The sequence below is a fragment of the Streptomyces sp. NBC_00094 genome (assembly GCF_026343125.1).
In the GTDB taxonomy this organism is placed as follows: domain Bacteria; phylum Actinomycetota; class Actinomycetes; order Streptomycetales; family Streptomycetaceae; genus Streptomyces.
Window position 1 is genome coordinate 2,658,023 of sequence record NZ_JAPEMB010000001.1, and the last position, 12,565, is coordinate 2,670,587.

Annotated in this window: 11 protein-coding genes; 2 read left to right on the forward strand and 9 right to left on the reverse strand. The window is 72.4% G+C overall.

The annotated features are described in order from the left end of the window. Window positions 1-34: 34 nt before the first annotated feature. From OG580_RS11440 to OG580_RS11455, 4 genes are all read right to left on the reverse strand, one after another. A complete protein-coding gene (locus OG580_RS11440) occupies window positions 35-1,369 on the reverse strand; it encodes a beta-xylosidase (RefSeq protein ID WP_267043552.1) in 1,335 nt (444 codons plus the stop codon). Window positions 1,370-1,587: 218 nt separating this feature from the next. After that, a complete protein-coding gene (locus OG580_RS11445; protein ID WP_267043553.1) occupies window positions 1,588-2,067 on the reverse strand; it encodes a hypothetical protein in 480 nt (159 codons plus the stop codon). A gap of 299 nt (window positions 2,068-2,366) precedes the next feature. Further along, on the reverse strand, window positions 2,367-2,729 hold the full coding sequence (locus OG580_RS11450) for a cytidine deaminase (protein ID WP_267043554.1): 363 nt from the start codon (window positions 2,727-2,729) through the stop codon (window positions 2,367-2,369). Window positions 2,730-2,966: 237 nt separating this feature from the next. Beyond that, on the reverse strand, window positions 2,967-3,854 hold the full coding sequence (locus tag OG580_RS11455; protein ID WP_267043555.1) for a helix-turn-helix transcriptional regulator: 888 nt from the start codon (window positions 3,852-3,854) through the stop codon (window positions 2,967-2,969). 134 nt (window positions 3,855-3,988) lie between these two features. Here OG580_RS11455 and OG580_RS11460 point away from each other — a divergent pair, with 134 nt between their 5' ends. Next, window positions 3,989-5,386, forward strand: coding sequence for an MFS transporter (locus OG580_RS11460; protein ID WP_267043556.1), 1,398 nt, complete (start codon window positions 3,989-3,991; stop codon window positions 5,384-5,386). A 1-nt stretch (window position 5,387) separates the two neighbouring features. Here OG580_RS11460 and OG580_RS11465 read toward each other — a convergent pair whose 3' ends face one another. The 5 genes from OG580_RS11465 to OG580_RS11485 form a co-directional block, all read right to left on the reverse strand. Beyond that, complete coding sequence (locus tag OG580_RS11465; RefSeq protein WP_267043557.1) at window positions 5,388-5,741, reverse strand: MmcQ/YjbR family DNA-binding protein; 354 nt, start codon at window positions 5,739-5,741, stop codon at window positions 5,388-5,390. Beyond that, entirely contained in the window at window positions 5,738-7,042 is a 1,305-nt protein-coding gene (locus OG580_RS11470) for a hemolysin family protein (protein WP_267043558.1), read from the reverse strand. Before OG580_RS11470 ends, OG580_RS11465 begins: the two co-directional genes overlap by 4 nt. A gap of 4 nt (window positions 7,043-7,046) precedes the next feature. After that, on the reverse strand, window positions 7,047-7,544 hold the full coding sequence (ybeY, locus tag OG580_RS11475) for an rRNA maturation RNase YbeY (RefSeq protein ID WP_267043559.1): 498 nt from the start codon (window positions 7,542-7,544) through the stop codon (window positions 7,047-7,049). Between the two features lie 12 nt (window positions 7,545-7,556). Then, window positions 7,557-9,719, reverse strand: a complete 2,163-nt coding sequence (locus OG580_RS11480; protein ID WP_267043560.1) for a PhoH family protein — start codon at window positions 9,717-9,719, stop codon at window positions 7,557-7,559. A 105-nt stretch (window positions 9,720-9,824) separates the two neighbouring features. Continuing rightward, a complete protein-coding gene (locus OG580_RS11485) occupies window positions 9,825-10,943 on the reverse strand; it encodes a carbohydrate kinase family protein (protein ID WP_267043561.1) in 1,119 nt (372 codons plus the stop codon). 256 nt (window positions 10,944-11,199) lie between these two features. On the opposite strand from OG580_RS11485, the gene OG580_RS11490 reads away from it, so the two are divergent. Continuing rightward, a complete protein-coding gene (locus tag OG580_RS11490) occupies window positions 11,200-12,537 on the forward strand; it encodes an MFS transporter (RefSeq protein WP_267043562.1) in 1,338 nt (445 codons plus the stop codon). Window positions 12,538-12,565 lie beyond the last annotated feature (28 nt).

Here is a 12,565-nt window from a genome sequence, read left to right on the forward strand (position 1 = left end):
CGGCCGGGGGTCGCCCGGCCGGCCCGCCGGGTGGTCAGGACAGGGTCAGCGTCAGCACGCCCGCGTACGAGCCGGGCGCGGTGAACGCCGGGACGTCGAGGGAGAGCTGGGCGTCGACGGTGAACTCGCCACCCGTGAGGGTGCCGTTCGGCGTGGAGGCGAGGGTCGCGCCGCCGCTGCCGACGGGACCGGCCGAGCCGGCCGCGCAGGTGCTGGGGCTGCCGGCCTTGGCGGTGCAGGCAGGGGTCCAGCTGAGGCTCCCGGCGCCGATGGCACCGCCGGGGCCGGTGAAGTCGGTGACCTTGCCGGTCAGGGACCAGCCCGCGGGGCCGCCGCGGAAGTCCTTGACCGTCACCGTCTTCAGATCACCGGTGGCCGCGCCGCCCTGACCGAAGTCGACCGAGGTCAGCTCGACGGCGTCGCCGGCCTGGCTCATGGACAGCTCACCGGCGTTGACGGCCGCGGTGATCGTCTGGCTGTTCGGCGGGGCCGGTACGACGACCTTGTACGCGGCGGGTCCCGCCCCCTTCTCGGGGTCCCAGGCCGCGCCCTCGTACGCCACGATCCCGGTGGTCGCCACGTCGTTGACCTTCAGGCGTGCCGCGAAGCCGCCCTCGCTGTCGGTGGTGACGGTCATCCGGTCGGCGGTCTCCGCCCCGCCGGCCCGGCCGACGACGGTGACCTCGGCGAGCGGGGTGAACTTGGCGCCGTTGACGGTCACCCGGACACCGGGGTCACCGGAGGCGGTGTCGAGCTGGAGCGTCCGGGCGTTGGGGCTGGTCACGGGGCTCGCGACGACCGTCTCGGAGACCGGGGCGGGCGGGTTGAGCACCGTACAGGGGGTGTCCAGCTCCATGAGGTAGCTGGTGTGGATGTTGTAGTCGCCCGGCGAGAGGGTGATCGATCCGGGCTCGGTGACCGTGAAGGTGCCGGTCATGGAGAAGGCCGGGAAGGAGCCCAGGCCCGGGATGGGCGGGTTCTTCTTGGGTCCGGTGACGGTGACCGCGCCGGTCTGGGCGCCGCCGAGGACGACCTTGCCGCTCGGGGTCATGATGTCGGCCGGGAGCGCGAGGTCGACGGGGTTGGACGCGGCGGGCTTGGTGATCGTGTAGGTCACGGTCACCGTGTCGCCGACCTTGGGCGCGGCCTTGTCGACCTTGATCTCGGCCGTCGTGGTGCCCGTGATGGGCGGGATGCCGGCGATCGGCGGCGGGACGCAGCGCGTCTGGTACTCCACCGGGGTGGAGAGTTCGACCGCGTGGGCCGGGGCGGCGATGGCGCCGCCTGCGGCGACCGCGAGGGCGGTGGCGCCGAGGGCGGCGGTCCAACGCCGTCTTCGGACCGCCGCCCGGGATCGGGTGAGTGCCATGTGTGGGCCCCCTCCTGAGGGATGAGAGGGCGCCATTGACGGCTGCGGGCCGAGAGAAGTCAATGGGATCGAAAACCATCGACTGATGACCCATCAGATTCTGTCAAGATCGTCGAAGGGTGGGCGTTCCCGCAGGTCAGGTCGGTCGCCATCGCCCCGAACACGCCGGAGACCGGTGCCGCCAGCGGCGGCACCGGTCAAGGGTGGAACAGGGCGGCTCAGCTGAAGACGAACGGACCCGGCGACTGCGACGTGACGGCGTCACAGGTCACCGTCACCCCGAAGATCACCATCTTGAGGGCAGGGCCCGCGAAGTACGAGTTGACGCTGGTGCCCGACGCCACGGTCCCGCTCAGGGGACCGATCGTGACGGACTGCCCGGCGGCGAGCGCCGGGTTCTTCTTGCCGGCGAACACCTGGGTGCCGCCGCCCGCCTTGGCCATCGTCAACGTGGAGCTGATCGTGTCGACTCCGACCGCGACCGGCGTCGTGATGGCCGCGGTGAGGGTGATGGTCGCGGCCGTGCCGCTCTGGGTCGCGGCGAGGGTGGCGGTACCGCTCCCCCAGGTGCCGCAGTCGTACACGGCCGTGGCGGACCCGGGTGCGACGGCCCCGGCCGTCGGGGCGAAGGCGAGTCCCGCGGCGGCGAGCGCTCCGGTGAGTACGGCGACCGACCCTAAGGTGCTTCTGCTTCTCATGGCGAGTTCGAACCCCTTCCGATGACGAACGCAGGGGTGCGGTCACTGCGTGAATGACGAATATCTGACGGTCCGTCGGGCGAACCGATGCTCATTGAGCAGCAGACCGGCAGGGAAGGCAAGAGAAGGTGCGGTGATCCTTCACAAACGCGCAAGGGCCCGGCATCCCGCCGGGCCCCGCTGTCCTGTTGTCGCCCCTCACGGTCACCCCGCGACGGAGGCCCGCGGTCGGCCCGCCGGGACGTCTCGCGGTCAGTCCCCGCGCCGGTCCGTCGTCACCTCGCGACGACGATCCCGCGTCAGCCCGCGGTGACCGCCTCGCGCAGCTGCCCGTCCGGGCCGGCGAGCAGCACCGGCGTCTCCGGGCCGCCGAGGTCCCGTACGGCCGCGCGGTCCGCCGCCGAGGCGGCCCCGGCGGACGACACGACGGCCGCCGCCTCCAGGGACTGGGCGCCACTCGCCACCGCCATCGCCACCGCGGTCTGCAGTGCGCTCAGCTTGAGCGACTCCAGCTCCACGGTCCCCGCCACGTACGTCCGCCCGGTCTCGTCCCGTACGGCCGCCCCCTCGGGCACGCCGTTGCGCGCGCGGGCGCTGCGCGCCAGGGTGATGATCTTGAGGTCCTCGGCGCCGAGGTCGCCGTGCTCGCTGCTGAGTGTCATGGGCCGAGCATAGGTCGGGGCCCGGGCGCACCCGGAACCCGTCTCATCCCACGGCCGGACGGGTCTCAGCCCGCGACCCCGCCGGCCCGGCTCGCGACCCGGCCGTCTCGGCCCGCGACCCGAGCGTCTCGGTCCCGCGACCTGACCGTCTCAGTCCCGAGACCCGACCGTCTCAGCCCGCGACCCGAGCGTCTCAGTCCCGAGACCCGAGCGTCTCAGTCCCGAGACCCGACCGTCTCAGCCCGCGACCGGGTACATCGCGCCGCGCCGCCCCTCCGGGGAGACCAGCCACTCCAGCTTCGCGGCCGTGTCCGCCTCCGGGAGCGGGGTGTGCAGGACGATGACCAGGTCCGGCCTGGCCGGGATCCTGAGCTGGGTCGCCTCGACGATCAGCGTGCCGGCCAGCGGGTGCTCCAGTTCCTTGCGGTTCTGGCCACCCGGCCGGATGTCCCGCCGCTCCCACAGCTCGGCGAACTCCGGGCTCTGCTCCTTGATCTCCTCGACGACGGCCCGGAACCCCTCGTCGTCCGGGCTCTCCGAGCAGGCGGACCGGAACTGGGCGACGACCTTCGGCGCGAGCGCCTCCCAGTGGCCCATCCGCGAGCGGTACAGCGGGTCCGTGAAGAACGCGACGAGGCAGTTCTGGGAGATCCCCGGCCGCATCCCGAGCACGATCGCCGCCGCGTCGTTGTAGGCGACCGTGTTCCAGTACACGTCCATGATGTGCGCGGGGAACGGCATCCACGTGTCGATGAGCCGCCGCAGCCCCTGGCACATGTCCTGGTCCTCCGGGGCGGCCTCCAGGGCCGGCGGGTTGAGCGCCGCCAGGACGTACAGATGGCGCCGCTCCGCCGGGCTCAGCCGCAGCACCCGTGCCACCGAGTCGAGGACCTGCGGCGAGACCGTGATGTCACGGCCCTGCTCCAGCCACTGGTACCAGGAGACCCCCACCCCCGCGAGGACCGCGACCTCCTCGCGGCGCAGGCCCGGCGTGCGGCGGCGCGCCCCGCCGTCCGGGAGTCCGGCCTCGGCCGGGCTCACCCGGGCCCGGCGGCTCATCAGGAACTCGCGCAGTTCGCCGAGGCGGTGCTGCTTGGCGGTGGTGCTCTCGAGAGCGGTGGCCACGTCCGCTTCCTCCCCCTGGATGCCTGTGGTGTCCGGTGGTACCCGGCACCCGGTCCCGGCGGTGCCTGGTGGTACGACCAACAGGATAAGTACCCGCTCCCCAGCATTGTTCCCCTGGCGCGAGAGTCGTCGGCATGGCAACGACGACCACACGCCCCACCCCGCCCGCCGTTCCCCCGTCCGCCCTCACCGGCCGCAACCGGCTCATCCTCTTCGTGCTGTGCGCCGCCCAGTTCATGGTGGCGCTCGACTTCTCCGTCCTGAACGTCGCCCTGCCCGTCCTCGGCGCCGACCTCGGCCTGAGCCAGTCCGCCCTCCAGTGGGCCGTCACCGCCTTCGCCCTGCCCTCCGGCGGCTTCCTGCTGCTCTTCGGGCGGATCGGCGACCTCTACGGACGCAAGAAGCTGTTCCTCGCCGGGCTCGCGCTCTTCGGCGCGGCCTCGCTGCTCGCCACCTTCGCCTGGAACCCGGCGGCCTTCCTGACCGGGCGCGCCCTCCAGGGCATCGGCGCCGCCGCGATCGTGCCCACCGGCATGTCGCTCCTGACGACGACGTTCCCCGAGGGCCCGCTGCGCGACCGGGCGCTCGGCATCTCCGGCACCCTGCTCTCGCTGGGCTTCACCGTCGGCATGGTGCTGGGCGGGGTCATGACCGACACCCTCGGCTGGCGCTCCACGATGGGCCTGCTCGCCCTCTTCACCGTGATCGTGCTGCCGCTGGCGCCGGGCCTGCTGCCCGAGTCCCGCACCCCCGAGAAGCCCCGGCTCGACGTGCCGGGCGCGGTGACCGTCACCGGCGGTCTGCTCTCCCTGATCTACGCCCTGTCGACGGCGGCGGAGCACGGCTTCGGCCGGACGGACGTGCAGGTCACGCTGGTGGCGGGGCTGGTCCTGCTCGCGGTCTTCGTCCGGGTCGAGTCCCGGCACGCGGCCCCGCTGGTCTCGCTGCCGATGCTGCGGCGGCGGACGGTCGCCTTCGGCAACCTGGGCGGTCTGATCACCTTCTCGATGATGTCGACCGTCGTCTTCGTCCTGACCCTGTACCTGCAGGAGACGCTGGAGCTCTCGCCCTTCGCCACCGGTCTCGTCTTCGGCGTGCAGGGCGTCTTCGCGGTCGTGGCCGGGATGCTCGCGCCGAAGGTGATCGGCAGGCTCGGCGCCCGCCGTGTCCTGGTCGGCTCGCTCGCCGGGCAGGGTCTGCTGACGGCCGCGATCCTCGGGGTCGGTCGGGACTCGGGCGTGCTCCTGGCGACGGTCGCGGCCTCGGTGGCCTGCATGTTCCACCTGGGCGCGATCATCTCGTACGGACTGATCGTCACCTCCGGCGTCCCGGACGAGGAGCAGGGCCTGGCCACCGGCCTGGTGACGACCACCCAGCAGGTCGGCCTGACGATCGGGATCCCGCTGCTCGGGGTGCTCGCGACCACGGGCGGGGACCTGTACGGGGGTGTCCGCACGGTCCTCGCCCTGGACGCGGCGATCGTGCTCGGTACGGCGGTGCTCGTCGCCCTCGGCCTGCGCCGCCGCTCCTGACCTACGGGCGGTCGAGGCGGAGCCGTACCGCCTTGGGAAGCCCGGCGACGACGAGGTCGTACGAGTCCTCGACGAGCTCCCGGACCATCCGGTCCGGGAGCTCTCCCACGGTCACCGTGTTCCAGTGCCGCTTGTTCATGTGATAGCCGGGGGCGACCGCCGGATGCTCCTCGCGGAGCCGTACCGCCTCGTCCGGATCGCACTTGAGGTTGACCCGCAACGGCTCGGCGTCGAGCCACGACAGCGCGAACAGCTTCCCGGCGACCTTGAAGACGGAGACGTCCGGGCCGAAGGGGAACTCCTCCGTCGCGTCGTTGAAGTCCAGACAGAAGGCGCGCAGCTGCTCGGGGGTCATGCCGGGCTCTCCTCCGGTTCCTGCGGTTCCAGCGGTTCCACGAGCACGGTGACGATCTTGTTCCGGCGGCCGGCCGGCGACTCGGCGGTGAGCCGCAGCGACCGCCCGTCCGGGAGCACCACGACCGCCTTCGCGCCCGCGATCGGGACCCGGCCGAGGGCCTTGGCGAGGAGTCCGCCGACGGTCTCCACGTCCTCGTCGTCGTACTCGTCGGGGCCGAAGCCGTACAGCTCGCCGAGGTCGCCGATGTCGAGGCGCGCGGTGACGCGGTGGCGGTCCTCGCCCAGGTCCTGGACGGGCGGCAGCTCCCGGTCGTACTCGTCGGTGATCTCGCCGACGATCTCCTCCAGGATGTCCTCGATGGTGACGATGCCGGCCGTGCCGCCGTACTCGTCGATGACGACGGCGACGTGGTTGCGCTCCTGCTGCATCTCGCGCAGCAGGTCGCCGGCGTTCTTGGTGTCCGGCACGAAGGCGGCGGGCCGCATCGCGGTCGACACGAGGTCCGCCTCGGAGTCGCGGTTGATGTGCGTCTTGCGGACCAGGTCCTTCAGGTACACGATGCCGACGATGTCGTCCTCGTTCTCACCGGTGACCGGGATCCGGGAGAAGCCGGAGCGCAGCGCGAGCGTGAGGGCCTGCCGGATCGTCTTGTACCGCTCGATGCAGACGAGGTCGGTGCGGGGCACCATGACCTCCCGTACGAGCGTGTCCCCGAGCTCGAAGACGGAGTGCACCATCCGGCGCTCGTCGTCCTCGATCAGCGACTCCTGCTCGGCGAGGTCGACCATGGCCCGCAGCTCGGCCTCGGAGGCGAACGGGCCCTTGCGGAACCCCTTGCCCGGCGTCAGCGCGTTGCCGATGAGGATGAGCAGCTGCGGGATCGGCCCCATGATCCGGGCGAGCGGCAGCAGGACGTACGCGGCGGCGGTCGCCGTGTTCAGCGGGTGCTGGCGGCCGATCGTGCGCGGCGAGACGCCGACGGCCACGTACGAGACGAGGACCATGACGGCGATGGCGACGAGCAGCGCCTCCCAGGTCTCCGGGAAGGCCTCCAGGCAGGCGTACGTGACGAGCACCCCGGCCGCCATCTCGCAGGCGACGCGGACCAGCAGCGCCACGTTGAGGTAGCGGGTCGGGTCGGAGGCGACCTGGGCGAGCTTGTCGGCCCCGCGCCGCCCGGACCGTACGGCCTCGGCGGCGCGGAAGCTGGAGACGCGGGCGAGCCCGGCCTCGGCGCAGGCGGCGAGCCAGGCGACGACGACCAGGGCGACCGCGCCGAGGATGAGCGAGATGTCCATCGGGTCAGGAGACGGTCGGCGCGGGAGACGGGCCGGTGAAGCCCTTCTCCGCACGCCAGCCGTCGACGATCGCCGCCTGGAGGCCGAACATCTCGGCCTTCTCCTCGGGCTCCTCGTGGTCGTACCCGAGGAGGTGCAGCACCCCGTGGACGGTGAGGAGCTGCAGCTCCTCGTCCATGGAGTGCTCCGTCGGCGCGTCCTTGCCCTGCTGGGTGGCGACCTCGGGGCAGAGCACGATGTCGCCGAGGAGCCCCTGCGGGGGCTCCTCGTCGTCCTTCGTCGGCGGACGCAGCTCGTCCATCGGGAAGGACATGACGTCCGTCGGCCCCGGCAGGTCCATCCACTGGATGTGGAGCTGCTCCATGGCTTCCGCGTCGATGACGATCACGGAGAGCTCGGAGAGCGGGTGGATGCGCATGCGCGCGAGCGCGTAGCGGGCGATGTCGAGGATCGCCTGCTCGTCGACCTCGGTACCGGACTCGTTGTTGACGTCGATCGACATGTGTTCTGCGTTCTACTTCCCGTTACGGCCGCGCCGATGCTCGCCGCGGCTTTCGTCGCGGCTTTCGTTGCGGAGGTCGTACTGCTCGTACGCGTCGACGATACGGCCGACGAGCTTGTGCCGGACGACATCCTGCGACGTGAGCGTCGAGAAGTGGACGTCCGGGACCCCGTCCAGGATGTCGCGGACCTGCCGCAGACCGCTCTTCGTCCCGTTCGGCAGGTCGACCTGGGTCACGTCACCGGTGATGACGATCTTCGAGTCGAAGCCGAGGCGGGTGAGGAACATCTTCATCTGCTCGGGGTTCGTGTTCTGCGCCTCGTCGAGGATGATGAACGCGTCGTTCAGCGTGTTGTGCGTCAGCAGGTAGTCCTGGGTGACGTACAGCGAGTCCTCGGCCGCGACCTGGATGCAGACCGTCTCCTCGCGCCCCGCGGGCTCGATGGAGTCGATGAACCGCATCGGCCTGCCGCCGCCTCCGGCCGCGTGGTACGTGTCGCGCTTGCGGGCGAGCCGGAAGGGCTCGATGCCCTCGGGGAGGCGGATGTCGACGACGTGGGCGTCGTAGCGGTGCTCGACCGGGCGCCCCTTGGCTCGCCCCGGAGTCCGGCCGTCCGCCGCCCTGCGACGGGCGTATGCGACGCCGCCCAGCGACTGAACCAGCGCGATCACGTCGTCACGGAGCACGATCGAGGTGGTCGTGTACTGGATCCGGCAGGTTCGGTCCTTCTGCGTCACCGGGCCGCCGTCGGAGTCGAGCAGCCCCTGGAGAACCGCCAGACGGACCTCGGCCGAGTTGTACAGGTAGTCGTCCGGGACGAACTTCGCGTGGGAACGGGTGCCGATGAGGTCGAGCTGTCGGAGCATCCCCGTCACGGGGTTCTCCTGCGTGATGACGTCGCCTGGTGCGGCGATCCGGTTCAGAACGTAGTCCGGGCCGCTCTTCGCCCGGACCCTGACACCGGGCAGAGCCGCTTCCAGCGCCTCGGCGAGCTCGTGGTCCTCGCTGGAGAACGAGGGTGTGGTGGAGCCGGTCAGGCACCCGTCCCCCAGGAGCAGCCCCAGCGCGTACGGGTCCATCGGGACCTCGCGCTCGGGCAGGGCCACCGGCGCGGTGAGCAGCGGCAGCTCGTACCGGCGGGCGTGCGCGGCCCGCAGGTTGCCGATCATCTCCTGGGTCTCCAGGACCCGCCACGGCTTGTCACGACGCTTGTCGGAGGCGGTACGGACCGTCCACAGGTGCTCACCGCAGCACAGGGTCCAGGAACCGTCCTGGGCGGAGACCCGATAGACGTCCTTCTCTCCCTGCGGGTAGACGCCGAGGACGGGGGTCGGCTCGCCGTTCGAACCGATGACGAGGTCACCGACCTGGAGGTCGCCGATGGGGCGCCAGCCGTCCGGCGTCAGCACGTTCGTGAAGCGCGGCTGCGCACGGCCCCTCATATAAGCCAGCGGCGCGACCTCGATCGTCCCGCTCGCCATGAGCTTGGGGATCGAGTCCGGGTCGAGCATGTCGTGCAGCGCGTCGTACAGCGGGCGCAGGTACGGGTCGATCTTCTCGTAGAGCGTGCCGGGCAGGAAGCCGAGGCGCTCGCCCGCCTCGACGGCGGGCCTGGTCAGGATGATCCGGTTGACCTGCTTGGACTGCAGGGCCTGGACCGCCTTGGCCATGGCGAGGTAGGTCTTGCCGGTGCCGGCGGGTCCGATGCCGAAGACGATCGTGTGCTTGTCGATCGCGTCGACGTACCGCTTCTGGTTGAGCGTCTTGGGACGGATCGTGCGTCCCCGGCTGGAGAGGATGTTCTGCGTGAGCACCTCGGCGGGAGTCTCCTCGCCGCCCTCCGCCGATCCGTTCTCGCTCGCCCTGAGCATGGCGATCGAGCGTTCCACTGCGTCCTCCGTCATCGGCTGACCGGTGCGGAGCACCAGCATCATCTCGTCGAACAGGCGCTGTATCAGGGCGACTTCCGCCGCGTCCCCGACCGCCGTGACCTGGTTGCCCCGGACATGGATGTCGGCCCGCGGGAACGACTTCTCGATCACGCGGAGAAGCGCGTCGCCGGAGCCGAGCAGACTCACCATCGGATGCTTGGCGGGGACGGTGAAGTGGGCGCGGGCCTGGTCGGGCGTCCCGTCGTGGGGCGCTCCGTCGTGGGCTGTGGGTGTGTGAGTCATGGGCCGGCACTAAGGCCTGCGCATACCTCCCGTTGCGGGGTTCTCGCCGCTCGACGACCTCTCGGCTTCCAAGCCTACGACTCGACACCGCAAGCCCGTAGTGGTTTACGAGGCGGCCGCACGGAAGCCGATCGTCGGCACCGCGCGGCGCAGCGGCCAGGGGCGCGCGGGGGCGGGCAGGAGCCGCTCCAGGAAGGCGTAGCGGCCGCGCAGGGCCTCGGGATCCTGCTTGGCGTGGCCCTGGACGTGTTGCCACCAGGCGGCGATCTCGCCCCAGGTGGGGGCGGAGAGCGAGCCGCCGAACTCCTGCACGGAGAGGGCGGCGGTGAGGCCGGCGAAGGCGAGCCGGTCGGCGAGGGGCCAGTCGGCGAGGGTGCCGGTGACGAAGCCGGCGACGAAGACGTCGCCCGCGCCGGTCGGGTCGAGGGCGGAGACCTGGATGGCGGGGACCTCGGCGGTCTCGCCGGTGGCGCCGTCGACGGCGTAGGCGCCCTCGGCGCCGAGGGTGACCACGGCGTAGCGGACCTTGTCGGCGAGGGCGCGGGCGGCGGCCCGGGGGCAGTCGGTGCGGGTGTACCGCATGGCCTCGGCGGCGTTGGGCAGGAAGGCCTCGCAGTGCTCCAGGTCGGTGAGGCCCGCCAGGTCCCAGCGGCCGGTGTCGTCCCAGCCGACGTCGGCGAAGACCTTGGCGCCGCCGCGGGCGGCCTGGGCGACCCACTCCTCGGTGCGGCCGGGGACGAGGGAGGCGACGGCGGCGCGGGCGTGCGGCGGGTAGGCGGGCAGGGCGCCGTCGAGCGGTGGGGCCTCGTGGCCGTGGGAGACCATCGTGCGCTCGCCCTCGTAGGCCATGGAGACGGTGACCGGGGAGTGCCAGCCGGGGACGGTGCGGGAGAGCGAGAGGTCGATGCCCTCGCCCTGCTCCAGGGCGTCCCAGCAGTACTCGCCGTAGTGGTCGTCGCCGAAGGCGGCGGCGAGGGAGGTGCGCAGGCCGAGGCGGGCGAGGGCGGTGGCCATGTTGGCGACGCCGCCGGGGCTGGATCCCATGCCGCGGGCCCAGGACTCGGTGCCGCGGACGGGGGCGCTGTCGAGGCCGGTGAAGATGATGTCGAGGAAGACCGTGCCGGTCAGGAAGACGTCGCAGGCGGGGTCGGTGGGCTCGCGCAGGCACACCAACGGGTCGACCCCGGCGTGGTGTTGCGGCTGGTCTCCCCTTGCTGTGCTCACGGCAGCTCCCCGGACGTGGTGCGGTGCGACCCAGTGTGCCCGACGGGTGGTGGGTGACGGGCGGGACGCACGAGGAAGGCCGACTCCCTACCCGTAAACCCGCATACCAAACCAAGAGTGACCCGGATCACATGCTTTACCTTCGGATACCACCTTCTCGGACAACTCACCTGCTTGATACACATGGTTCCGCGACCCCGTGCCCCACGCACCACCGGGCGCTCCACCCTCCCCTTTTCTGTTCCTGGGAACGCCCATGTCCTCGCGGACTCGCGGCTCGGGGGCCCTCGTCGCCCTCGTCGCCCTCTTCACGGCCGGCTATCTCGCCCCGTACCTGCTGCCGACCGTCGTCGGCCGGCTCGCCTCCGGTCTCGGCCTCAGCCCCGCCCAGGCGGGCCTGGTCGGCTCCGTACTGCTGCTCGGCTCCTCCACCGCCGGCTTCACGCTCGCCGCGCGCGGGGAGCGGATCGGCCCCCGCCGGGCGGCCCGCGCGGGCCTCCTCGCCATGGCCGTCGGATACGGCTCCGCCGCAGCGACCCACACCGTGTCCCTGGTGGTCGCGGGCGCGGTCCTCGGCGGCCTCGGTTCGGGCACGGCGACGGCGGTGGCCGCGGCCGGGATCGCCGGACAGCGCGACCCGCACCGGGCCTCGGCCCTGGGCCTGCTCACGGTCTCGGCCACGGCGGGCGCCCTCTACCTGACCCTCCCCCACCTGGGCGGCGGCCACGCGCCCCCGCTGCTCGCGATCGCCTGCGCGGCGGCCCTGGTGTGGCCGCTGACGGCCCGGCTGGCGTCCGGCACGCGCGCGCGTGCCGGACGTACGGAGGCGTCCCCCACGGGCCCGCTGCCGTACCGCCGGGCCGGTGCGGTGCTCGCCGGCGGCATCCTCTGCTGGTCCCTCGCGCAGAACGCGCTCTGGGGCGTGAGCGGCCGCATCGGGCTGACGCAGGCCGGGCTCTCCGAGGTCACCGTCGGCGCGGTCTTCGCGGCGGCGCTCGGCGCGGGGCTCGCCGGGGTCACGGCGGCGGGCGCGCTCGGCTCCCGCCTGGGCCGGGCCGTGCCGATCGGCGTCGGCACCGTCCTCATCGCGGGGTGCGTACTGCTGAGCTCGGCGGCCGGGAACCTGGCGTCCTTCGCGACCGGCGAGATCCTGTGGAACGCCGTCTACCCGGTCGTCCTCTCCTACCTCCTGGGCCTCGCCGCCTCCCTGGACCCGCGCGGCCGCTGGGCCGTCCTGGTCGGCTCGGCGTCCTCCCTGGGCGTGGCCTGCGGCCCGGTCGTCGGCAGCCTGCTCTCGGAGAGCGCCGGGTACACGGGCATGGGCGTGGTCCTCTGCGCCCTGCTCCTGCTCGTCGCGATCCCCATGACGGCGGTCGCCCGCCACGCCGCGGGCCGCCCCCTGGTCCCGGGCTCGGTCCGCCGCCGCGGCGGCGCCCCCGCTGCGGTCCTCGCGGGCACGGCCTCGGCGACCTCGGCCCTCGTCCCCCAGATGGGCGCCCCGGAACAGACGGTCACCCCGATCCCGGTCCCGGCGGGCCGGCGCCGCCTGGCGAAGTCGGCGTTCCGACTGGCGAGGCCGAGCGACCGGGGCTGACGGGAACGCGGCCCGTCCGGCGGCCCGC

What these genes read in the sequence shown, in the direction of transcription:
- OG580_RS11440 (WP_267043552.1), bottom strand. Translation starts at nt 1,369, where the DNA reads ATGGCACTCACCCGATCCCGGGCGGCGGTCCGAAGACGGCGTTGGACC.
- OG580_RS11445 (WP_267043553.1), bottom strand. Translation starts at nt 2,067, where the DNA reads ATGAGAAGCAGAAGCACCTTAGGGTCGGTCGCCGTACTCACCGGAGCG.
- OG580_RS11450 (WP_267043554.1), bottom strand. Translation starts at nt 2,729, where the DNA reads ATGACACTCAGCAGCGAGCACGGCGACCTCGGCGCCGAGGACCTCAAG.
- OG580_RS11460 (WP_267043556.1), top strand. Translation starts at nt 3,989, where the DNA reads ATGGCAACGACGACCACACGCCCCACCCCGCCCGCCGTTCCCCCGTCC.
- OG580_RS11465 (WP_267043557.1), bottom strand. Translation starts at nt 5,741, where the DNA reads ATGACCCCCGAGCAGCTGCGCGCCTTCTGTCTGGACTTCAACGACGCG.
- OG580_RS11470 (WP_267043558.1), bottom strand. Translation starts at nt 7,042, where the DNA reads ATGGACATCTCGCTCATCCTCGGCGCGGTCGCCCTGGTCGTCGTCGCC.
- ybeY (WP_267043559.1), bottom strand. Translation starts at nt 7,544, where the DNA reads ATGTCGATCGACGTCAACAACGAGTCCGGTACCGAGGTCGACGAGCAG.
- OG580_RS11480 (WP_267043560.1), bottom strand. Translation starts at nt 9,719, where the DNA reads ATGACTCACACACCCACAGCCCACGACGGAGCGCCCCACGACGGGACG.
- OG580_RS11490 (WP_267043562.1), top strand. Translation starts at nt 11,200, where the DNA reads ATGTCCTCGCGGACTCGCGGCTCGGGGGCCCTCGTCGCCCTCGTCGCC.